The following is a 22,934-nucleotide window of genomic DNA, read 5'->3' on the forward strand; positions in this document are numbered from 1 at the left end:
TCGGGTATCTCAGTCCCGTACAGTTCGAGAAAGCTCAAGAAGCTTAGGTCGGTGTCAACGGAACCGGCAGCAGCCCACGAAGCGGGTACGCGGTCTACTTCCGTCTTAGAGTTTTCTGCCGTCACGAGCCACAGGCTGGCTCTCCGAGTTCGCGTGCTGCCTTCGAAGGGCAACCACATTGCCCGAAATTTGAGCATCCAAATGATCAGACCATGCTTGCATCATCTGCGCGCGTGGCTGCAAATAGAGTGCATGGTTGTAGGAGGCGCTCACCTGATTACGCTCTTGATGGGCCAGCTGGAGCTCGATATGCTCATGTGGCCACCCTTGCTCGTGCAGGAGCGTTGAGGCGATGCCCCGAAAGCCGTGGCCGGTCATTCGGTGCTTGTAGCCCATTCTGTCCAGTGCCATCAGGATGGTGTTGTTGGACATGGGCTTTTCATGATCGCGCTCACCTGGAAACAACAGCAAGCTGTGCCCCGTGAGAGTGTGAAGACTTCGCAGCAGCGTGATGGCTTGGATGGATAGCGGCACGATGTGCGGTGTCTTCATCTTCATGCGCTCGGCCGGAATGTCCCAGCGGGCTGCGTCCAGATCAAACTCTGACCACTGTGCACCTATCAGTTCCTTGGTGCGCACAAAAGTCATGGCCATTAACTTGATTGCGGTTCGTGTGATCGTGCTCCCGTTGTAGACCTCAATCTTGCGCAGCAACTGCGGGAGTTCTTTGGCGTCCACGCGGGCGTAGTGCTCCTTCTTGCGCGAGGCGAGCACGTCGCTTGGCCGGATTTCTGCGGCGGGATTTCGCTTGGCAACTCCGTGAGCGATGGCGTAGCGAAAGATCTGAGAGCACGTCTGCAGTGCACGTTTCGCGATGTCCAGAGCGCCGCGTTCCTCGATCTTTTTCATCATCAGAACAAGTTCAGGCACTTCAATATCTGCGATAGGACGGCTGCCGATCGCAGGAAACACGTCGGCTTCAAGGCGGCGCCAGACGTACACGGTATGACTTTCGCTTCGAGCAGCCTTCCAACTCTCCCACCACTTTTTCGCGATGGCCGCGAACGTGTCTTCTACCGCCAAGCGTCGCGCGATCTTCGTGGCTTTGCGCTGGGCCATGGGATCGATTCCGGTGGCGAGTAGCTTTCGCGCCTGGTCTGATCGATCACGCGCCTGCGCAAGCGAGACGTCTGGGTATGAGCCCAATGCCATGATTTTCTGCTTACCGTCGAAACGATATGCCCACCGCCAGAGCTTGGAACCTTGGGTGGTCACATGACACTGCAGCCCGCGGCCGTCTGACAACTTGTAGAGCGTCTCGCGCGGTTTACTGGATCGAAGGGCGGTGTCGGTGAGGGCCATGGAGCGTCTGTTGGTAGATGAGATACCAACACGGTGGTACCGAAATACCACACACCATACCAACAAAAAATCCTGGATGTCAACGAACGTGTTTGGACGTTAGAAAACAAAAAGCCCTGCAAATCAAGGACTTGCAGGGCTTTTGAGGGGGTGTTTTGAACGTTGCTGGACGTCTTCAAACTCATAACTGGCGGAGAGGGCGGGATTCGAACCCGCGGTGGGGATTAGCCCACACACGCTTTCCAGGCGTGCGACTTAAACCACTCATCCACCTCTCCGCGAAGCCTGCGATTGTAGCAGGCGATTTCGCTCATCCCGCCGGGCTGCCGTCCGCCGTCTTGTGCCAGGCGTGTTGTTGCAGCACTTCCAGTGACACGTGTTCCAGCGCCGCCGCGTGGGTGCTGTCCAGCACCACGGGCGGGGCGACGCCCGCGCGCAGGGCCTCCAGCCAGCGCTGCACGCAGAGGCACCAGCGGTCGCCGGGCTTGAGGCCGGCGAAGCGCCATTGCGGGCGCGGGGTGCTCAGGTCGTTGCCGTGCTCTCGCGAGAACTCGAGAAACGCCGCCGTGACACGGGCGCACACCACGTGCGTGCCATGGTCTTCGGCGTCGGTCTCGCAGCAGCCGTCGCGGTAGAAACCGGTGAGCGGGTCGTAAGAGCAGGGCACCAGCGGACCGCCCAGCACGTTGCGCGACAAGGTCATGGTGGCTGCTCCGTGGTGAGGCTGGCGTTGCGTCAGGCGTTGGTCTTGCCGCCAACACCCACCATCTTCATGGCCGAGGTGATCAGCGCCGACACCTCGGTCATGTTGCTGGGCACGATGAGCGTGGTGGTGGCGTCGGCGGCGACCTTGCCGTAGGCCTCCACGGCTTTCTCGGCCACCTTGAGCTGCACGGCTTCCTGGCCGCCCGGCTGGCGGATGGCTTCGGCCACCTTGCGAATGGCTTCGGCGTTGGCCTCGGCCACCGCGAGGATGGCGGCGGCTTCACCTTGGGCGTTGTTGATCTCGGCCTGCTTTTCGCCTTCGGAGCGGGCAATGAAGGCTTCGCGCTCGCCGGTGGCGATGTTGATCTGTTCCTGGCGGCGGCCTTCGGAGGCCGCGATCAGGGCGCGCTTCTCACGCTCGGCGGTGATCTGCGACTGCATGGCGCGCAGGATGGCCTCGGGCGGCGTGAGGTCCTTGATTTCGTAGCGCAGCACCTTCACGCCCCAGTTCAGCGCGGCTTCGTCGATGGCCGAGACCACCTGCGCATTGATCACGTCGCGCTCTTCGAAGGTCTTGTCGAGTTCCAGCTTGCCGATGACCGAGCGCAGCGAGGTCTGTGCCAGCTGGGTCACGGCCACGATGTAGTTGGACGAGCCGTAGCTCGCGCGCATCGGGTCGGTGACCTGGAAGTACAGGATGCCGTCCACTTGCAGCTGGGTGTTGTCGCGCGTGATGCAGACCTGGCTGGGCACGTCCAGCGGAATTTCCTTCAGGCTGTGCTTGTAGGCCACCTTGTCGACGAAGGGCACCAGGAAGTTCAGGCCCGGCGCGAGCGAAGAGTGGTACTTGCCCAGGCGCTCCACCACCCACGCGTTCTGCTGCGGCACGACCTTGATGGACCGTGTGATGAAGATGACGGCGATGATGAAGAGGAGGATGGCAATTTCCATGGCAATGGCTTCTCAGAAAGGTTTCAGGAGGGGCGAGGGTAGCGCATGCGTGTTCGCGCTCAGACCTTGTCGACCAGCAGGCGGTTGCCCACGAGCTCGGCCACGCGGTAGGCGCCTGGGGTGGGCGGGTTGCCCGGGCGCTGGATCACGGTCCATTGCGCGCCACGGTATTTCACGCTCGCGGTGCCGTCGGCGTGCCATTCGTCGATCTGCAGCACCTCGCCGATGTCGAGGTTGACGCTGCGCATGGCGCGCACCGAGGGGTCGCCGGCACCGCGTTTCTTGATGAAGTACCAGCCCACCACGGCGGCCGAACCCACTACCGCCGCCGCGATCAGCTGCGCGGTGGTGCCCAGGCCGGCGTGTGCCGCGAGCGCGCCCGCGGCCAGGCCCACGGCGAGCATCAGCAGGTAAAAGGTGCCGGTGAAAAGCTCCAGCGCGACGGCGGCGCCGGCCAGCAGCCACCACACGGTTGAGTCCGACATGAATACTCCTGTCTTCAGAATGGCAAGGGAACCCGGGCGCGGCCCAAGGGTCTGGCCAGAAGGAATGTCTGGCTTGCGCCACATTCTGCGACAAAAGGCCGGCGCGTTCCGCAGGGAGACACGCGATTTCCGTACACTTCGCGCCTGCTTTGCCACCGTTGGGGTCCCCGCCGATGGTGCCCTTCCCCCGTAGCCGGCTGAACACGGCTGGAGAATCTCACATGAAATTCCGCTTTCCCATCGTCATCATCGATGAGGACTTCCGCTCGGAGAACACTTCGGGCCTGGGCATCCGCGCGCTGGCACAGGCCATCGAAGTCGAAGGCTTCGAGGTGGTGGGCGTGACGAGCTATGGCGACATGAGCCAGTTCGCGCAGCAGCAGAGCCGGGCGAGTGCCTTCATCCTGTCGATCGACGACGAGGAGTTCAGCCACGGCGACGACATCGACCCCGTGGTGCTGAACCTGCGCAGCTTCATCGACGAGGTGCGCCGCAAGAACGCCGACGTGCCGATCTACATCTACGGCGAGACCAAGACCAGCCGGCACCTGCCCAACGACGTGCTGCGCGAGCTGCATGGCTTCATCCACATGTTCGAGGACACGCCGGAGTTCGTGGCGCGCCACATCATCCGCGAGGCCAAGAGCTACCTCGAAGGCATCCAGCCGCCGTTCTTCAAGGCCTTGCTGGACTACGCGGAAGACGGTTCCTATTCGTGGCACTGCCCGGGGCACTCGGGTGGCGTGGCCTTCCTGAAGAGCCCCGTGGGCCAGATGTTCCACCAGTTCTTCGGCGAGAACATGCTGCGCGCCGACGTGTGCAACGCGGTGGAGGAGCTGGGCCAGCTGCTGGACCACAACGGCGCGATCGGCGCGAGCGAGCGCAATGCGGCGCGCATCTTCAATGCCGACCACTGCTTCTTTGTCACCAATGGCACGTCCACCTCCAACAAGATGGTGTGGCACCACACGGTAGCGCCTGGTGACGTGGTGGTGGTGGACCGCAATTGCCACAAGTCCATCCTGCACAGCATCATCATGACGGGCGCGATCCCCGTCTTCCTCAAGCCCACGCGCAACCATTACGGCATCATCGGCCCGATCCCGCAGAGCGAGTTCGAGATCGAGGCGATCCAGGCCAAGATCCGTGCCAACCCGCTGCTGGCCGGCGTGGACGCCGCCACCGTGAAGCCGCGCGTGCTCACGCTGACGCAGTCCACCTACGACGGCGTGCTCTACAACACCGAGGCCATCAAGCAGATGCTGGACGGCTACGTGGCCAACCTGCATTTCGACGAAGCCTGGCTGCCGCACGCGGCCTTCCACCCGTTCTACGGCAACTTCCACGCCATGGGCAAAAAGCGCGCGCGGCCGATGGAGTCGGTGGTGTACGCGACGCAGTCCATCCACAAGCTGCTCGCCGGCATCAGCCAGGCCAGCCACGTGCTGGTGCAGGATTCGCAGAACGTCAAGCTGGACCGCCACCTCTTCAACGAGGCCTACCTGATGCACACCAGCACCAGCCCGCAGTACGCGATCATCGCGAGCTGCGACGTGGCCGCGGCCATGATGGAGCCACCCGGCGGCCGTGCGCTGGTGGAAGAGAGCATCTTCGAAGCGCTCGATTTCCGCCGCGCCATGCGCAAGGTGGAAGCCGAGTTCGGTGAGGACGACTGGTGGTTCAAGGTCTGGGGGCCGGACGACCTGGCCGACGAAGGCATGGGCGAGACCGGCGACTGGGTGCTCAAGCAGAAGGACGTGTCTTTCAGCGAGAAGGACTGGCACGGCTTTGGCGACATGGCGCCTGGCTTCAACATGCTGGACCCGATCAAGGCGACCATCGTCACCCCGGGCCTGAACCTGGACGGCCGTTTCGAAACCAACGGCATTCCGGCGTCCATCGTCACCAAGTTCCTGGCCGAGCACGGCGTGGTGGTGGAGAAGACGGGCCTGTACAGCTTCTTCATCATGTTCACCATCGGCATCACCAAGGGCCGCTGGAACACGCTGCTGACGGCGCTGCAGCAGTTCAAGGACGACTACGCCAAGAACCAGCCGATGTGGCGCATCCTGCCGGAGTTCTGCCAGAAGCACCCGCGCTACGAACAGATGGGCCTGCGCGACCTGTGCCAGCACGTGCACGAGCTGTACGCCCGCTACGACATCGCGCGCCTCACGACCGAGATGTATTTGAGCGACCTCACGCCGGCGATGAAGCCCACCGATGCCTTCGCGCACATCGCGCAACGCACCACCGAGCGGGTGCCGATCGACGCGCTGGAAGGCCGCATCACGACCAGCCTGGTGACGCCGTACCCACCGGGCATCCCGTTGTTGATCCCGGGTGAGGTGTTCAACAAGAAGATCGTGGACTACCTGAAGTTCGCGCGCGAGTTCAACCTGCAGTGCCCGGGCTTCGAGACCGACATCCACGGCCTGGTGGAAGTGGTGGGCGACGACGGCCGCAAGAGCTATTTCGCGGACTGCGTGAAGGCCTGAGGCCTGCGGGCCTCCGTGCCGCAAGGCGCCCCGGCCACGTCAGTGGCGTGGGGCGTTTTCCATATCAGAGCATGGCCTGGCTGTCACGGCTCACGCCCGTGGTCTGGGCGTAGCCGCCGTCCACGTAGGTGATCTCGGCCGACACGCCCGAGGCGAGGTCGGACAGCAGGAACGCGGCCACGTTGCCCACTTCCTCGATGGTGATGTTGCGGCGGATCGGCGCGGCGGAGGCCACCAGGTTGAGCAGCTTGCCGAAGTCCTTGATGCCGCTGGCCGCCAGCGTCTTGATCGGGCCGGCGCTGATGCCGTTGACGCGCATGCCCTTGGGGCCGAGCGATTCGGCGAGGTAGCGCACGGATGCTTCCAGACTGGCCTTGGCCAGGCCCATGGTGTTGTAGTTGGGCACCGCGCGGATCGCGCCCATGTAGCTCAGCGTGAGCAGCGAGGCCTTGTCGTTCAGGTAGGGCAGGGCCGCCTTGGCCATGCCGGGGAAGCTGTAGGCGCTGATGTCGTGAGCGATGCGGAAGGCTTCGCGCGAGAGGCCTTCGAGGAAGTCGCCGGTGATGGCCTCGCGCGGGGCGAAGCCGATGCTGTGCACGAAGCCGTCGAACTTGGGCCAGGCCTGCGACAGGTCGGCGAACATCTTGTCGATCTGGGCGTCGTCGCTCACGTCGCAATCGAAGATGAGCTTGGAATCGAAGTCGGCCGCGAACTCGGTGATGCGGTCCTTGAAACGGTCACCGACGTAGCTGAACGCCAGCTCGGCGCCTTGTTGGTGGCAGGCCTTGGCAATGCCGTAGGCGATGGATCGGTTGGACAGCACGCCCGTGATCAGCAGTTTCTTGCCAGCGAGAAAACCCATTTTTCAGTCTCCAGAGAAAAATCCTTCAGAATTGTCTCATGCGTCGTTCCGCCCCTTGCCTCCACAGCCGTCTCGCGACGCTGTGCGCGGCCGTGGCCCTGGTGGCGTGGAGCCCGGCCAGTTGGGCGGCCCATGGCTATGCGCTGTGGGGCGACCTGAAGTACCCGGCGGGTTTCACGAACTTCGACTACGTGAACCCGAACGCGCCGCAGGGTGGCGAGCTGCGGCTGGTGAGCAACCAGCGGGTGTCCACCTTCGACAAGTACAACCCGTTCACCATCCGGGGTTCGGCACCGGCCTACCTCGCCGCCTTGGTGTTCGACACCTTGCTCACACCCTCGCTGGACGAGACCGCGTCGGCCTACGGGCTGCTTGCCAGCGATGTCTCGGTGGCCGACGATGGCCTGTCGGCCACGTTCAAGCTGCGTGCCGAGGCGCGCTTTCACAACGGCGACCCCGTGCTGGCCGCCGACGTGCGCCACAGCTACGACACGCTGATGAGCCCGCAGACCATGCCGGCCTACAAGACGCTGCTGGAGGAGGTGGCGGGGCTGGACGTGATCGACGAACGCACGGTGCGCTTCCGCTTCAAGCGGCCGAACCGCGAACTGCCGCTGACGGTGGGCACCATTCCCGTCTTCAGCCGCAAGTGGGGCGTGGTGGACGGCAAGGCCAAGCCGTTCGATCAGGTGGTCATGGACGTGCCGATCGGCAGCGGGCGCTACAAGATCGGCCCTGTGGTGTTCGGGCGCGACATCATCTACGTGCGCGACCCGAACTACTGGGCCCGCGATCTCAACGTCAAGCGCGGCACGGACAACTTCGACCGCATCACGGTCAAGATCTACAAGGACAACACGGCCCGCCTCGAGGGCTTCAAGGCCGGCGAATACGACCTGCTGCAGGTGTTTTCCGCGGGAGACTGGGCCCGCCGCGTGAACGGGCGCCGCTTTGACAGCGGTGAGCTGGTCAAGGGCGAATTCGCCCATCGGCTGCCCTCGGGTTTCCAGAGCTACGTGCTCAACACGCGCAACCCCAAGCTGGCCGATGTGCGGGTGCGCGAGGCGCTGGGCCTGGCCATTGACTACGAGTGGATGAACCGCCAGATGTTCTACAGCTCGTACCACCGTGTGAATGGCTTGTTCGGCAACACCGATTGCGAAACCACGGGCCTGCCCACGGCGGAGGAACTGGCGCTGCTGGAGCCCTGGCGCGGCAAGGTGCCTGACGCGGTCTTCGGCCCCATGACCGTGCCCCCGCGCACCGATGGGGACTCCTCGCTGCGGGCGAACCTGCGCAAGGCCCGCACCCTCCTGAGCGAGGCGGGCTGGGAGGTGCGCGACGGCGCGCTGCGCAATGCCAAGGGCGAGCCCATGGTGCTGGAGTACCTGGACAGCCGCGAGGGCGGCGTGCGCACTGTCGGCCCGTGGATCCGCAACCTGGAGAAATTGGGCATTCGCCTGAACTTCCGTTCCGTGGACTACGCCCTCTACCAGCAACGGGTCGATCGTTTCGAGTACGAGATGATTTCGATCGCCTTTCCCGGCACCAACAACCCGGGGCAGGAGTACGTCGAGATCTTCGGCAGCAAGGCGGCGGACATGCCGAGCTCGGGCAATTTCGCGGGCGTCAAGAGCCCGGCGGTCGATGCCCTGTTGCGCCGCATGACCAGTTCCCGGACCAAGGCCGAGCTGCTGCCGGCCTGCCATGCGCTGGAGCGCGTGATCGCGCACAGCCACTACCTGATCCCGCAATGGACGGTCAACGAACACCGCATGGCCTACAACGCCACGCGGCTGGACAAGCCGGCCAGCATGCCGCCCTACACCCAGGCCGAGACCTGGGCCATGACCACCTGGTGGGCCAGAAAATGACCTTCCGCTGACGCCCTATGTTGTCTTACATCCTCAAACGCCTGCTGCTCATGCTGCCCACGTTGTTCGGCGTGCTGCTGCTGACGTTTGTGGTGATCCAGTTCGTGCCCGGTGGCCCGGTGGAACAGTACCTGGCCGACGCGCGCGCGGCGGGCGGGCCCGGCGGCGCGGAGGGCAGCGGCATGACCTACCGGGGCGCGCAGGGCGTGGACCCGCAGCGCCTGGAACAGATCAAGGCGCTCTACGGTTTCGACAAACCCGCGCACACGCGGTTCGTCGAGATGCTGGGCCGTTTCGCGCGCTTCGACCTGGGCAACAGCTTCTTCCAGAACAAGCCGGTGAGCCAGCTCATTGCCGAGAAGCTGCCGGTGTCCATCAGCCTGGGTTTGTGGACCTTTCTCATCAGCTACGGCGTGGCCGTGCCGCTGGGCGTGGCCAAGGCCGTGCGGGCCGGCACGCGCTTCGATCTGGTCAGCACCTTGCTCGTGCTCGTGGGCTATGCCATTCCGGGCTTCGTGCTGGGCGTCGCGCTGCTGGTGATCTTCGGCGGGCAGCTGCAGTGGTTCCCGTTGCGTGGGCTTACCTCCGCCAACTGGGAAGAGCTGAGCTGGGGCGCGCGCATCATCGACTACCTCTGGCACATCACGCTGCCCGTCACGGCCATGGTGCTGGGCAGCTTCGCCGTCACGTCCATGCTGACGAAGAACGCCTTCCTGGAGGAAATCCGCAAACAGTACGTGATGACGGCGCTGGCCAAGGGGCTGTCGGAGCGGCAGGTGTTGTGGAAACACGTGTTCCGCAACGCGCTCATCCCCATCGTCACCGGTTTTCCGGCGGCCTTCATCGGCGCCTTCTTCACGGGGGCGCTGCTCATTGAAACCCTGTTCTCGCTGGATGGCCTGGGTCTGCTGAGCTACGAGAGCGTGATCCGGCGCGACTACCCGGTCGTCATGGGCACGCTGTTCCTGTTCACCCTGATCGGACTGGTCACCAAGCTGATCTCCGACCTTTGCTACGTGTGGGTGGACCCCCGCGTGAAGTTCGACTGATGGCCACGGTGTCCATGAGCCCCAGCCGGCGCGCCTGGCTGCGCTTCAAGCGCAACCGGCTCGGCTACTGGAGCCTGGTGATTTTCTGTGCGCTGGTGGTGGCCAGCCTCTTCGCCGAGGTGCTGTCCAACGACCGGCCGCTGATCGTGCGCTACGAGGGCAAGACCTATTTCCCGGTGGTGCAGGACCATGCGGAGACCGTCTTCGGGGGCGACTTCGAGACGCCCACCGACTACCTCGACCCCTTCATCCGCGAGCAGATCACCCGGGGCGACAACTGGGCCCTCTACGCACCCAACCCCTATGGTGCGCAGACCATCAACTACTTCGCCAAATCGCCCAATCCGTCGGCGCCCACGTGGGACAACTGGCTGGGCACCGACGACCGGGGCCGCGACCTGCTGGCGCAACTGATCTACGGCTTTCGCGTGAGCGTGCTGTTCGCGCTGGCGCTCACCGCCATCGGCGTGGTGCTGGGCGTCATCACCGGCGCGATCCAGGGCTTCTTTGGCGGCAAGACCGACCTGGCCTTCCAGCGCTTCATCGAGATCTGGAGCTCCATGCCGGAGCTCTATTTGCTCATCATTTTCTCGGCTGTGTTCTCGCCCAGCCTGGGCTTGCTGCTGATCCTGCTCAGCCTGTTCGGCTGGATGGGCCTGTCCGACTACGTGCGCGCCGAATTCCTGCGCAACCGCCAGCTCGACTACGTGCGCGCGGCGCGCGCCATGGGCCTGTCGAACGGGCAGATCATCTGGCGCCACGTGCTGCCCAACAGCCTGACGCCCGTGGTCACCTTCCTGCCGTTCCGCATGAGCGCGGCCATCCTGGCGCTGACCTCGCTGGACTTCCTCGGCCTGGGGGTGCCGCCGGGCACGCCGTCACTGGGCGAGTTGCTCAGCCAGGGCAAGAACAGCATCGACGCCTGGTGGATTTCCCTTTCCACGTTCGCCGTGCTGGTGATCACGCTGCTGCTGCTCACCTTCATGGGCGATGCGCTGCGCGACGCGCTGGACCCCCGAAAGGCCGACAAATGACGGCGCCCATGCTGCTCGAAGTCAGGGATCTGCGCGTGGCGTTCGCCGGCCAGGAGGTCGTGCATGGCATCGATTTCTCGATCCGGGCCGGCGAGAAGCTCGCGCTGGTGGGCGAATCGGGTTCGGGCAAGACGGTGTCGGCGCTCTCGCTGCTGCGACTGGTGCACAACGCGGACGTGTCCGGCCGTGCGCTGCTGCAGGGCAAGGACCTGCTCGCCATGACCGAGCGCCAGCTGCGTGGCGTTCGGGGCGACGAGGTGGCGGTCGTGTTCCAGGAGCCGATGAGCGCGCTCAACCCGCTCTACACCGTGGGCGATCAGATCCGCGAGGTGCTGCAGCTCAAGAAGGGACTCTCGCTCCGCCAGGCGGTGGTGGCGTCCCACGAGCTGCTGGCCTCCACCGGCATTCCCGAGCCGGCGCGCCGCGCCAACGCCTTTCCGCACCAGCTCAGCGGCGGCCAGCGCCAGCGCGCGATGATCGCCATGGCCCTGGCCAGCGCGCCCAAGCTCCTGCTGGCCGACGAACCCACCACCGCGCTGGACGTGACCCTGCGCGTGCAGATCCTCGACCTGCTCGCGGACCTGCAGCGGCAGCACGGCATGGCGGTGCTGCTGATCACGCACGACCTGAACCTCGTGCGCCGCTTCGCCGACCGCGTGGCCGTGATGGAACGTGGCCACCTGGTGGAGCAGGGCGGGGTGGGCGACGTGTTCGCCGCGCCCCAGCACCCCTACACGCGCAAGCTGCTGGCCAGCAAGCCCGAGCGCGACGTGGCCGAGCCGGTGGTGCGGGCCGATGCGGCGCCTGTGTTGAAGTCCCAGCGTCTGCGCGTGAGCTATCCCGTGCGGCTGCCAGGTTTCAAGGGGTGGTTCAGAAAGGGCGAGTTCGTGGCGGTGCACGGCGCCGACATGGTGATCGCCCCGGGGCAGACGCTGGGTGTGATCGGCGAGTCCGGCTCGGGCAAGTCCACCCTGGCGCTGGCAGCGCTCGGCCTGCTGCCGCACCAGGGCAGCCTGCAGATCGATGGCACCGACTGGACGCAGGCGAAAAAGGCCGGCCGGGACCGCGCCCTGCGCCAGCGCGTCCAGGTGGTGTTCCAGGACCCGTTTTCCTCGCTCTCGCCGCGCCTGACCGTCGAGCAGATCGTGGGCGAGGGCCTGCAGGTGCACCAGCCAGGGCTGTCGGTGGCTCAGCGGCGCGAGCGGGTGGTGACCGCGCTGGCCGACGTAGGACTGGTTGACGACCCCGAGCACGGCAGCGACTGGCTGCAGCGGTACCCGCACGAGTTCTCGGGCGGTCAGCGGCAGCGGCTGGCGATCGCCCGTGCCTTGATCGTCGATCCGCAACTGCTGGTGCTCGACGAGCCCACCAGCGCACTCGACGTGACGGTGCAGAAGCAGGTGCTGTCGCTGCTGCAGCGCCTGCAGCGAGAGCGGGGCCTGAGCTACCTGCTGATCACGCACGACGTGGACGTGATCCACGCCATGGCGCACGACGTGATGGTGATGAAGGACGGTGTGGTGGTGGAGCATGGGCCGGTGGACCGGGTCCTGCAGGCGCCCGAGCACCCCTACACGCGCGCACTGGTGCAGGCCGCCGCCTGAACCCACACCGTTCTTGATCTGCGTCAGTCGCTGGCGCGGGCGCTGAGGCTATAACGCGCTCAATGGATGTGGATCGCATGCCTTCGTCGCCAGTCACGCTTACCTCGCCCGCGCGCTGGGTGGCGGCGGGCTGGGCCGACCTCTGTCGCAACCCCGTGCCGGGTCTGGTGCATGGCCTGCTGGTCACCGCCTTCGGCGCCTGGCTGCTGTGGATCGCGCGCGATCGCTTCTGGCTGCTGGCCGGCGCCTTCTCGGGTTTTCTCATCGTCGCGCCCATCCTGGCCACCGGCCTGTACGCGGTCAGCCGGGGGCTGGAACGCGGGCAGCGCATCGGCATGGCCGAGGTGTGGGCGCTCTGGCGCTCGGGCGACGCCCGGCTGGTGCGCTTTGGTCTGCTGCTGGGGCTGGCGGGCACCGGCTGGGTGCTGACTTCGGCGGCGCTGATCACCCTGTGGTCGCCCGTGCCTATTCACAAGCCGATGGATTTTCTGCGCCACGTGGTGCTGGTGCGCGAGATCGGCCTGTTCGAGGTCTGGCTGCTGCTGGGCGCGCTGCTGGCCGCCCCGGTCTTCGCGTCCACCCTGGTGGCGCTGCCCATGCTGGTGGATCGGCCGGTGGCGGTGAGCGCGGCGGTGTTCCGCAGCTGGCGCGCCGTGGCCAGCCACCCGGGCCCGGCCACGCTGTGGGCGGTGTGCATCGCGCTGCTCGCCGGCCTGGGCATGGCGTCGGGCCTGCTGGGCCTGATCGTGCTCATTCCACTGATGGGCCACGCCAGCTGGCACGCCTACCGCGATCTGACCGCCGGGGACGGGCAGGGCTGAGCGATGGAAGCCACCGTCCTGGGCTTCACCGAGGGCCAGATCGCGCAGTTCGGGCTGACCTTCGGTGTCGGTGCCTTCATCCTCTACATGCTGTTCATCGTGCTCAACCTCGCGCGCGAGTCCAAGGCGGGGAAATTTGGTACTTTTGTCCTCTTCCTGGTGCTTTCTTTCGGCATGTTGGGCTTTCTGGCCAAGAACCTCATCCAATGGGTGCTGGGCATCTGAGCGAGGTTGCCAGATAGCGCACAGAAGCGTTACAATGCTGGCTTCACGACCAAATGGGCGGGTAACTACCGGCCCATTTTTTTTGGCCGAACGCTTTTGGCCCCACGGACCGCCGGGGGGGCGAACCCTGGGCAGACACCACACGCAATGGCTTGGCAAGACACCGTAGAGCAGACCGTCACCGGACTGGGCTTTGACCTGGTGGAACTCGAACGCTCCGCTGGCGGTCTGTTGCGCGTGACGATCGACTGGCCCTGGCAGGCGCCCGTGGAGGGGCAGCCGATGCCCGCCGAGCGCTTTGTGACGGTGGAAGATTGCGAGAAGGTCACGCGCCAGCTGCAGTACCTGCTGGAAGTGGAAGGTCTGGAGTACCGGCGCCTCGAAGTGGGCTCGCCGGGCATCGATCGCCCGCTTAAGCGCGAGATCGATTACGTGCGGTTTGAAGGCCACGTGGTGGACCTGACCCTGAAGGCGCCGATCGGCGCCACGGGGACCGATGTGGCGGCGAACCGCAAGAAATTTCGCGGCACGCTCGAACGTGCCGACGACGGTGTGCAGTGGCAGGTGGTCTGGAGCGATGCGCCCGAACCCAAGCCGGGGCAGCGCGTGAGCAAGAAGCGCGCGCCCGTGCCGCTGCAGGCCCTGGCTTTTGGGCTGGCGGATGTCCAGCAGGCGCGGCTCGCGCCGATCGTGAATTTCAAGGGCCGGCAGGCCCCTGGCGCGGCCGCTGCGCCGGGCGATGAATGAGAGAAAACGTTGTGATTACGGAAAAGCTATTCGGAAAGGTGGGCGAGTGAAATGAACCGCGAAATGTTGATGCTGATCGATGCGATCTCCCGCGAGAAGAACGTCGAGCGCGACGTGGTGCTCGGCGCCGTGGAGCTCGCACTGGCCTCGGCCACCAAGAAACTCTACAAAGGCGATGTCGACATCCGCGTCGCGATGGACCCGGACACCGGCGCCTACGAAACTTTCCGCCGCTGGCTGGTCGTGCCCGATGAGGCCGGCCTGCAGAACCCGGATGCCGAAGAAATGCTCAGCGATGCGCGCGATGAACTCGCCGACATCGAGGAGGGCGACTACATCGAGAAGCCGGTGGAAAGCGTGCCGATCGGACGCATCGGCGCAATGGCCGCCAAGCAGGTGATCCTGCAGAAGATCCGCGACGCCGAGCGCGAGATGCTGCTCAACGACTTCATGTCGCGCGGCGACAAGATCTTCGTGGGCACCGTCAAGCGCATGGACAAGGGCGACCTGATCGTCGAGAGCGGCCGGGTTGAAGGCCGCCTCAAGCGCGGCGAGATGATCCCCAAGGAAAACTTCCGCACCGGCGACCGCGTGCGCGCCATGATCATGGAAGTGGACCTGACGCTGCGCGGCGCGCCCATCCTGCTGTCGCGCTCGGCACCTTCCTTCATGATCGAGCTCTTCCGCCAGGAAGTGCCCGAGATCGAGCAAGGCCTGCTGGAGATCAAGACCTGCGCCCGCGACCCGGGTTCGCGCGCCAAGATCGCCGTGCACAGCTTCGACAAGCGCATCGACCCCATCGGCACCTGCGTCGGTGTGCGCGGTTCGCGCGTCAACGGCGTGACCAACGAGCTCGCCGGCGAGCGCGTGGACATCGTGCTGTGGTCGGAAGACCCGGCGCAGTTCGTGATCGGCGCGCTGGCCCCGGCCAACGTGGTCTCCATCGTGGTGGACGAAGAGCGCCACGCGATGGACGTGGTGGTCGACGAGGAAAACCTCGCGATCGCGATCGGCCGTGGCGGCCAGAACGTGCGCCTGGCTTCGGAACTGACCGGCTGGCGCATCAACATCATGACCGCCGACGAATCGGCGCAAAAGCAGGCCGAAGAGGCCGACGGCATTCGCAAGGTGTTCATGGCCAAGCTGGACGTGGACCAGGAAATTGCCGACATCCTGATCGAGGAAGGTTTCACCAGCCTCGAGGAAGTGGCCTACGTGCCGCTGCAGGAAATGCTTGAGATCGAATCTTTCGACGAAGACACCGTCAACGAGTTGCGCACGCGCGCCAAGGACGCCCTGCTGACGATGGAAATCGCGCGGGAAGAAAGCGTCGAGGAAGTCTCGCAGGACCTGCGCGACCTCGAAGGCGTGACGCCCGAGCTGATCGCCAAGTTGGCCGACGCCGGTGTTCACACCCGCGACGAGCTGGCCGACCTGGCCACCGACGAACTCACCGACATCACCGCACAGACGCCTGAAGAGGCCACGGCGCTGATCATGCTGGCACGCGCGCACTGGTTCACCGGTGACGAAGCGCAATCCACGAACTGACCAGCGGAGGCCCCAGCGGAGAAAAGAACCCATGACCAGTACCACCGTCGCCGAATTGGCTGCCGAGCTGAACAAGCCCACTTCCGTCCTGCTGGAGCAACTCACAGCAGCCGGAGTGCCCAAGACTTCCGGGACCGATGCGGTCACCGAATCCGACAAGCAGTCGCTGCTCGGCCACCTCAAGGCCAGCCACGGCACGGCGGGCGGTGAACGCAAGAAGATCACCCTCGTCAAGAAATCGACCTCCGAGATCAAGCAGGCCGATGCGACCGGGCGCGCCCGCACCATCCAGGTGGAAGTGCGCAAGAAGCGCACCTTCATCAAGCGCGACGACGAGGTCGCGGTGCCCGAGGCCGTGGCCGAAGCCGCGCCGGCCGCACCCGCGATCGACACCGAGGAACTGGCCCGGCGCGAGGAAGACGCGCGCCGCCAGGCCGAGTTGCTGCGCCGCCAGGAAGAAGAACTGACGCAGAAGCGCCAGGCCCGCGAGGCCGAGGAAGCCCGCCAGGCCAAGGCCGAGCAGGAGCGTGCCGCCGCGGCCGAAGCCGCTGAGGCGGCCGCGCGCGTCGCCGCCGAGGCCGCCGCGCCGGTGTCGGTGGACGAGGCTGCCGCCGCCAAGGCGAGCAAGGACGCCCAGGCCAAGACGGCTTCGCTGGAGCGCGAGTCCGCTGCCCGCGTGCTGGCCGACAAGAACGCCGAGGCCAAGAAGGCCGAGGAACTGCGCGCACAAGACTTGCTGGAGCGCCGCCGCAAGGCCGAGGCCGAAGCCGCGAACATCCGCGCGATGATGTCCGCTCCCGCCAGGACCCTGGTGGCCAAGAAGCCGGAGCCGGCGCCTGTCGCCGACCCGAAGGCGGGCATCAAGGGCACGCTGCACAAGCCAGCCGGCACGCCGGGCAAGGCACCCGCCACGGCCGGCGCCACGGCGGCCGCTCCGGGCGGTGCCGCGGGCAAGAAGGAAGTCAAGTCCGAGAACCTGTCCTCCACCTGGAAGGACGACGCGGCCAAGAAGAAGGAAATCAAGACCCGTGGCGACACCAGCGCCGGGCGTTCCAACTGGCGTGGCGGCCCGCGTGGCCGTCGCAACGACCGCGATTCGCGCGATGCCGGCCAGAGCAGCTTCGTGGCACCGACCGAGTTCAAGGTGATCGAAGTGCACGTGCCCGAGACCATCACCGTGGCCGAGCTCGCGCACAAGATGAGCCTGAAGTCGTCCGAGGTCATCAAGCAGTTGATGAAGCTGGGCCAGATGGTCACCATCAACCAGCCGCTGGATCAGGACACCGCCATGATCGTGGTGGAAGAGCTGGGTCACAAGGCCGTCGTGGCCGCGTTGGACGATCCAGAGGCCTTCACCGACGAGGAAGCCACGCAACAGGACGCCGAGGCCTTGCCTCGCGCGCCGGTGGTCACCGTCATGGGCCACGTCGACCACGGCAAGACCTCGCTGCTCGACTACATCCGCCGTGCGAAGGTGGCTGCGGGCGAAGCCGGCGGTATCACGCAGCACATTGGTGCGTACCACGTGGAAACCGAGCGCGGCATGATCTCGTTCCTCGACACCCCGGGCCACGAGGCGTTCACCGCCATGCGTGCCCGTGGTGCCCAGGCCACCGACATCGTGATCCTGGTCTGCGCGGCCGACGACGGCGTCATGCCGCAGACCAAGGAAGCCATCAAGCACGCGAAAGCGGCGGGTGTGCCGATGGTCGTGGCCTTGACCAAGATCGACAAGCCGGGCATCAACCTCGAGAAGGTGCGCTCGGAACTGATCGCCGAAGAAGTGGTGCCGGAAGAGTTTGGCGGTGACACCCCGTTCGTGGGCGTGTCGGCCAAGACCGGTGCTGGCGTGGACGCGCTGCTTGAACAGGTGCTGTTGCAGGCTGAAGTGCTGGAGCTCAAGGCGCCGGTGGACACCATGGCCAAGGGCCTGGTGATCGAAGCGCGCCTGGACAAGGGCCGCGGCGCGGTGGCCACGGTGCTGGTGCAGAGCGGCACGCTCAAGACCGGCGACGTGATCCTGGTCGGTCAGACCTCGGGCCGCGTGCGCGCCATGCTCGACGAGAACGGCAAGCCCATCAAGGCGGCCGGCCCGTCGATTCCGGTCGAAATCCAGGGCCTGTCCGAAGTGCCTCAGGCTGGCGACGACTTCATGGTGATGACCGACGAGCGCCGTGCGCGCGAAATCGCCACCTACCGCGCCGGCAAGTTCCGCAACACCAAGCTGGCCAAGCAACAGGCCGCCAAGCTGGAGAACATGTTCTCCGACATGACGGCGGGCGAGGTCAAGCTGCTGCCCATCATCGTCAAGGCCGATGTGCAGGGTTCGCAGGAAGCGCTGTCGGCCTCGCTGCTCAAGCTCTCGACCGAAGAGGTCAAGGTGCAGCTGGTGTTCGCCGGGGTCGGTGGCATCAGCGAATCGGACGTCAACCTGGCCATCGCCTCCAAGGCGGTGATCATCGGCTTCAACGTGCGTGCCGACGTGGGCGCGCGCAAGCTGGCCGAAGGCAACGACGTGGACCTGCGCTACTACAACATCATCTACGACGCCGTGGACGATCTGAAGGCGGCCATGTCCGGCATGCTGGCGCCCGAGAAGCGCGAAGAGGTCATCGGCTCGGCCGAGATCCGCACCGTGTTCGTGGCCTCCAAGATCGGCACGGTCGCTGGCTGTATGGTCACTTCCGGCATGGTCACCCGCAGCGCGCATTTCCGCCTGCTGCGCGACAACGTGGTGGTCTACACCGGCGAGATCGACACGCTCAAGCGCCTCAAGGACGATGTGCGCGAAGTCAAGGAAGGCTTCGAGTGCGGTATCAAGCTGAAGAACTACAACGACATCAAGGAAGGCGACCAGCTCGAATTCTTCGAAGTCAAGGAAGTGGCTCGCACGCTGTAAACCATGCCCCGCAAAGCATCATCCACCCCCAACCGCGGTTTCCGCGTGGCCGACCAGATCCAGCGGGATCTGGCCGAGCTGATCGCGCGCGAGCTCAAGGACCCGCGGGTGGGCATGGTCACGATCAATGCGGTGGAGGTCACGCCCGACTACGCGCACGCCAAGGTGTTCTTCAGCCTGTTGACCGGCAACCCCGATGAGACCCTGCAAGGCCTCAACGCGGCGGCCGGTTTCCTGCGCAATGGCCTGTTCAAGCGCCTGCACATCCACACCGTGCCGACGCTGCATTTCGTGTTCGACCGCACCACCGAGCGCGCGGCCGACATGAACGCCTTGATTTCCAAGGCCGTTTCTTCTCGTTCAAAGGAAGAATGAGCATGCACGCGCCACGCACACGGGTGCAGCGGCGCCCTGTGCATGGGGTGCTGCTGCTCGACAAACCGCTGGGTCTCTCCAGCAACCAGGCTTTGCAGAAGGCCAAGTGGTTGCTGCGCGCGGAAAAAGCGGGCCACACCGGCACGCTCGACCCGCTGGCCAGCGGGGTGTTGCCGCTGTGTTTCGGTGCCGCCACCAAATTCAGCCAGATCCACCTGGACGCGGACAAGACCTACGAGACCACCGTGCGCCTGGGCGTGAAGACCCGCACCGGCGATGCCGAGGGCGACGTCATCGAGTCGCGCGAGGTGACCTGCACGGTGGGGCAGGTGGTCGAGGTGCTCGACCGCTTCACCGGCCCCATTGCCCAGGTGCCGCCCATGCACAGTGCCTTGAAGAAGGATGGCAAGGCGCTCTACGAGTACGCGCGGGACGGCGAGACGGTGGAGCGCGAAGCGCGCCACGTCGTCATCCACGATCTGGAGCTGCTGGACATGCAGCTGCAGGGCGAGGCCCCGCAATTGCGCCTGCGGGTGCGCTGCAGCAAGGGCACCTACATCCGCACCTTGGGTGAAGACATTGGCGAAGCCCTGGGTTGCGGCGGCCATCTCATCGCGCTGCGGCGCATCGCCACCGGCCCATTTGACGTCTCGCAGTGCATCGCACTGGATGCGCTGGAAGCCTTGAGCGAAGAGGACCGGCTGGCGCGGCTGCTGCCGGTGCAGTCCCTGCTGGAAGGTCATGACCCTGTCACGCTCGGCGCCGACGATGCCGGGCGCTTTCTCAGCGGCGTGCGCCGCCGGGGCGGGTGGGCTGACAGCGCCCGCGTGGCGGTCTTCGGTCCCTTGCCCCACACGACTTCCGACCCATCCTCCCTCCCATCTTCCGTGCTGCTGGGCAGTGCCCACACCCAGGCCGGGGAGTTGATCCCGGGGCGACTGCTGAGCCCCTCCGAAATACAGCAAATCCTGGAAACCTCACCGGAACTCACATCATGAGCAAACAAATCCGCAACATCGCCATCATTGCCCACGTTGACCATGGCAAGACCACCATGGTGGACCAACTGCTGCGCCAGTCGGGCACCTTCGCCGAGCACGAGAAGGTGGTCGACACGGTGATGGACAACAACGCCATCGAGCGCGAGCGCGGCATCACCATCCTGGCCAAGAACTGCGCGGTGAGCTGGGAAGGCACGCACATCAACATCGTCGACACCCCCGGCCACGCGGACTTCGGTGGTGAGGTGGAGCGCGCCCTGTCCATGGTGGACGGTGTGGTGCTGCTGATCGACGCGCAGGAAGGCCCGATGCCGCAGACGCGCTTCGTGACCAAGAAAGCGCTGGCCCTGGGCCTCAAGCCCATCGTGGTGGTCAACAAGGTGGACAAGCCGGGTGCCAACCCCGACAAGGTGATCAACGCCGCCTTCGACCTGTTCGACAAACTGGGCGCCAACGACGAGCAGCTCGACTTCCCCGTGGTCTACGCCTCGGGCATCAACGGCTGGACCTCGCTGGTCGAGGGCGCGCCCGGCGAGCAGTGGGGCCCGGACATGTCGGCCCTGTTCAACACCGTGCTCAAGCACGTGCCGTCGCAGAAGGGTGACCCGAGCGCACCGCTGCAGCTGCAGATTTCCGCACTCGACTTCTCGACCTTCGTGGGCCGCATCGGCGTGGGCCGCGTCAGCGCCGGTATCGTCAAGCCCGGCATGGACGTGGCGGTGATGGAAGGCCCCGATGGCAAGACCATCAAGGGCCGCGTCAACCAGGTGCTGACCTTCCAGGGTCTGGACCGCGTGCAGGTGACCGAAGCCGGCCCGGGCGACATCGTGCTGATCAACGGCATTGCCGACATCGGCATCGGCGTGACCATCACCGACCCGCTCAACCCGGCGCCGCTGCCCATGCTCAAGATCGACGAGCCGACGCTGACCATGAACTTCTGCGTCAACACCAGCCCGCTGGCCGGCCGCGAAGGCAAGTACGTGACCAGCCGCCAGGTCTGGGACCGCCTGCAGAAGGAACTGCAAAGCAACGTCGCGCTGCGCGTCAAGGAAACCAGCGAAGACGGCATTTTCGAAGTGATGGGCCGGGGCGAACTGCACCTGACCATCCTGCTGGAGAACATGCGCCGCGAAGGCTACGAACTGGCCGTGTCCAAGCCGCGCGTGGTGTTCCGCGAGATCAACGGCGAGCGCCACGAGCCGATCGAAATGGTGACGGCCGACATCGAAGAGCAGCACCAGGGCGGCGTGATGCAGGCCCTGGGCGAGCGCAAGGGCGAGCTGGTGAACATGGAACCCGATGGCCGCGGCCGCGTGCGCCTGGAGTACCGCATCCCGGCCCGTGGCCTGATCGGTTTCACCAACGAGTTCCTGAACCTGACGCGCGGTTCGGGCCTGATCGCCAACATCTTCGACGGCTACGAGCCGCACAAGGGCGACATCGCCAGCCGCAAGAACGGCGTGCTGATCTCCATGGACGACGGTGAAATCTTCACCTACGCCCTGGGCAAGCTGGACGACCGCGGCCGCATGTTCGTGCGCGCTGGCGACCCGGTGTACGAAGGCATGATCGTCGGCATCCACAACCGCGACAACGACCTGGTGGTGAATGCCACGCGCACCAAGCAGCTGACCAACTTCCGTGTCAGCGGCAAGGAAGACGCGATCAAGATCACGCCGCCCATCGAGTGCACGCTGGAGTACGGCGTGGAGTTCATCGAGGACGACGAGCTGGTGGAGATCACGCCCAAGAGCATCCGCCTGCGCAAGCGCCACCTGAAGGAGCACGACCGCAAGCGCGCCAGCCGCGAAGGCTGATCGCTCCGCACAGGCCGTTGTCTCCCGGGACGCGGCCTTTTTTACGAACAGACCATGCCCTTTCGTGCCCTCAGTCGCCTGACGCACACCCAGGCGGTGTTCATGATGATCGTGGTGACCCTGATGTGGTCGATCGCGGGGGTGGTCTCGCGCCAGCTCGAATCGGCGGCGCGCTTCGAGGTCACGTTCTGGCGCAGCGCCTTCACCACGCTGTCGCTGCTGGTGATCCTGCCCTGGTGGCGCGCCGCCGACCGCGCGGCGGGGCAGATCGCCGACGACCCCGGGCAGCAGGGAGTGCTCGAACGCCATTGGGGCGTGCTGGCGCGCTCCAAGGCGTTCTGGATCTCGGGCGTCTGCTGGAGCGTGATGTTCACCGCCTTCATGCTGGCGCTGACCTTCACCACCGTGGCCAACGTGCTCATCATCATGTCGGTGGGCCCGCTGTTCACCGCGCTGGTGGCGCGCGCGGTGCTCGGCCAGCGGCTCGCGCTGCGCACCTGGCTGGCCATCGTGGCGGCCGGCGCGGGCATCGTGTACATGTACGGCAGCCAGTTCCTGCAAGCCTTCAGCGACCCCGCCACGCAGACCGGTGGCCTGGTGGCCGGCTCCCTGGCGGCACTGTGCGTGCCGGTGGCCGCTGCCATCAACTGGACCGTGGTGCAACGCGGCCAGACCCATGGCGAAAAGATCGACCTCGTGCCCTCGGTGCTGCTGGGTGGCCTCCTGTCCTCGCTGGCGACGCTGCCCCTGGCGCTGCCATTCGAGGCCACGGGCACCGACGTGGCCTGGCTGGCCCTGCTTGGCCTGGTGCAGCTGGCCATTCCCTGCGCGCTGGCCGTCGTGTGCGCCCGTTCGCTCAAGGCGCCCGAGGTGTCGTTGCTCGCGCTGCTGGAGGTGATCTTCGGCATCCTGCTGGCGTGGGCCGGCGCGGGCGAAGTGCCCGGCCCCGAGGTGCTGACCGGCGGCTCGCTGGTCATTGGCGCGCTGGTGCTCAATGAACTGCTTGGCTGGCGTTCGCGCGCTGGCACCCCGCGTATCCAGACGGTGGACAAACAGCCACAATGATCGACT

At 65.5% G+C, this 22,934-nt stretch carries 19 protein-coding genes and 1 tRNA gene; 14 read left to right on the forward strand and 6 right to left on the reverse strand.

Going from position 1 to position 22,934, the window contains the following annotated elements:
- Window positions 1–105: 105 nt before the first annotated feature.
- From AC3WPZ_RS17910 to AC3WPZ_RS17930, 5 genes are all read right to left on the reverse strand, one after another.
- The gene (locus tag AC3WPZ_RS17910) at window positions 106–1,362 is read right to left on the reverse strand and encodes a tyrosine-type recombinase/integrase (RefSeq protein ID WP_492440819.1); all 1,257 of its coding nucleotides are present in this window, start codon (window positions 1,360–1,362) and stop codon (window positions 106–108) included.
- Between the two features lie 188 nt (window positions 1,363–1,550).
- Window positions 1,551–1,640, reverse strand: a tRNA-Ser gene (locus tag AC3WPZ_RS17915).
- Window positions 1,641–1,672: 32 nt separating this feature from the next.
- Window positions 1,673–2,065: a DUF2237 family protein gene (locus AC3WPZ_RS17920; protein WP_444686666.1), complete on the reverse strand. Its 393-nt coding sequence runs from the start codon at window positions 2,063–2,065 to the stop codon at window positions 1,673–1,675.
- A gap of 32 nt (window positions 2,066–2,097) precedes the next feature.
- Complete coding sequence (locus AC3WPZ_RS17925) at window positions 2,098–3,018, reverse strand: SPFH domain-containing protein (RefSeq protein ID WP_382325108.1); 921 nt, start codon at window positions 3,016–3,018, stop codon at window positions 2,098–2,100.
- A 59-nt stretch (window positions 3,019–3,077) separates the two neighbouring features.
- Window positions 3,078–3,503, reverse strand: a complete 426-nt coding sequence (locus tag AC3WPZ_RS17930) for an NfeD family protein (protein WP_291115730.1) — start codon at window positions 3,501–3,503, stop codon at window positions 3,078–3,080.
- Between the two features lie 221 nt (window positions 3,504–3,724).
- Between AC3WPZ_RS17930 and AC3WPZ_RS17935 the strand changes: the two genes are divergently transcribed.
- Complete coding sequence (locus AC3WPZ_RS17935) at window positions 3,725–6,001, forward strand: Orn/Lys/Arg family decarboxylase (RefSeq protein ID WP_382157553.1); 2,277 nt, start codon at window positions 3,725–3,727, stop codon at window positions 5,999–6,001.
- 64 nt (window positions 6,002–6,065) lie between these two features.
- Here AC3WPZ_RS17935 and fabI read toward each other — a convergent pair whose 3' ends face one another.
- Window positions 6,066–6,863, reverse strand: a complete 798-nt coding sequence (gene fabI, locus AC3WPZ_RS17940; RefSeq protein ID WP_291115724.1) for an enoyl-ACP reductase FabI — start codon at window positions 6,861–6,863, stop codon at window positions 6,066–6,068.
- A gap of 38 nt (window positions 6,864–6,901) precedes the next feature.
- Here fabI and AC3WPZ_RS17945 point away from each other — a divergent pair, with 38 nt between their 5' ends.
- From AC3WPZ_RS17945 to AC3WPZ_RS18005, 13 genes are all read left to right on the forward strand, one after another.
- Window positions 6,902–8,737, forward strand: a complete 1,836-nt coding sequence (locus tag AC3WPZ_RS17945; protein WP_444686665.1) for an extracellular solute-binding protein — start codon at window positions 6,902–6,904, stop codon at window positions 8,735–8,737.
- Between the two features lie 17 nt (window positions 8,738–8,754).
- Complete coding sequence (locus AC3WPZ_RS17950; RefSeq protein ID WP_382157557.1) at window positions 8,755–9,786, forward strand: microcin C ABC transporter permease YejB; 1,032 nt, start codon at window positions 8,755–8,757, stop codon at window positions 9,784–9,786.
- Window positions 9,786–10,820, forward strand: coding sequence for an ABC transporter permease (locus tag AC3WPZ_RS17955; RefSeq protein ID WP_382157559.1), 1,035 nt, complete (start codon window positions 9,786–9,788; stop codon window positions 10,818–10,820). The genes AC3WPZ_RS17950 and AC3WPZ_RS17955 overlap by 1 nt, the downstream gene beginning before the upstream one ends.
- A complete protein-coding gene (locus AC3WPZ_RS17960; protein WP_444686664.1) occupies window positions 10,817–12,424 on the forward strand; it encodes an ABC transporter ATP-binding protein in 1,608 nt (535 codons plus the stop codon). The genes AC3WPZ_RS17955 and AC3WPZ_RS17960 overlap by 4 nt, the downstream gene beginning before the upstream one ends.
- Window positions 12,425–12,501: 77 nt before the next feature.
- On the forward strand, window positions 12,502–13,245 hold the full coding sequence (locus AC3WPZ_RS17965; protein ID WP_444686663.1) for a DUF2189 domain-containing protein: 744 nt from the start codon (window positions 12,502–12,504) through the stop codon (window positions 13,243–13,245).
- A 3-nt stretch (window positions 13,246–13,248) separates the two neighbouring features.
- Window positions 13,249–13,470, forward strand: a complete 222-nt coding sequence (locus AC3WPZ_RS17970) for a DUF2788 domain-containing protein (RefSeq protein ID WP_291115707.1) — start codon at window positions 13,249–13,251, stop codon at window positions 13,468–13,470.
- 147 nt (window positions 13,471–13,617) lie between these two features.
- Entirely contained in the window at window positions 13,618–14,217 is a 600-nt protein-coding gene (gene rimP / locus AC3WPZ_RS17975) for a ribosome maturation factor RimP (protein WP_382325096.1), read from the forward strand.
- 51 nt (window positions 14,218–14,268) lie between these two features.
- Window positions 14,269–15,768 (forward strand): transcription termination factor NusA, encoded by a 1,500-nt coding sequence (gene nusA, locus AC3WPZ_RS17980; protein WP_382157565.1) that lies wholly within the window; start codon window positions 14,269–14,271, stop codon window positions 15,766–15,768.
- Between the two features lie 31 nt (window positions 15,769–15,799).
- Window positions 15,800–18,667, forward strand: coding sequence for a translation initiation factor IF-2 (gene infB / locus AC3WPZ_RS17985; RefSeq protein WP_444686662.1), 2,868 nt, complete (start codon window positions 15,800–15,802; stop codon window positions 18,665–18,667).
- A gap of 3 nt (window positions 18,668–18,670) precedes the next feature.
- Complete coding sequence (rbfA, locus tag AC3WPZ_RS17990) at window positions 18,671–19,042, forward strand: 30S ribosome-binding factor RbfA (RefSeq protein WP_291115695.1); 372 nt, start codon at window positions 18,671–18,673, stop codon at window positions 19,040–19,042.
- A gap of 2 nt (window positions 19,043–19,044) precedes the next feature.
- Window positions 19,045–20,040 carry a tRNA pseudouridine(55) synthase TruB gene (truB, locus tag AC3WPZ_RS17995; protein WP_444686661.1) on the forward strand — a complete coding sequence of 332 codons (996 nt, stop codon included), beginning with the start codon at window positions 19,045–19,047 and terminating at the stop codon, window positions 20,038–20,040.
- Entirely contained in the window at window positions 20,037–21,863 is a 1,827-nt protein-coding gene (gene typA, locus AC3WPZ_RS18000; RefSeq protein WP_382157572.1) for a translational GTPase TypA, read from the forward strand. Before truB ends, typA begins: the two co-directional genes overlap by 4 nt.
- A gap of 54 nt (window positions 21,864–21,917) precedes the next feature.
- Window positions 21,918–22,928: a DMT family transporter gene (locus AC3WPZ_RS18005; protein WP_444686660.1), complete on the forward strand. Its 1,011-nt coding sequence runs from the start codon at window positions 21,918–21,920 to the stop codon at window positions 22,926–22,928.
- The last annotated feature ends 6 nt before the right edge of the window (window positions 22,929–22,934 follow it).

Source organism: Hydrogenophaga sp. FW305-3-2-15-A-LB1 (assembly GCF_058787875.1).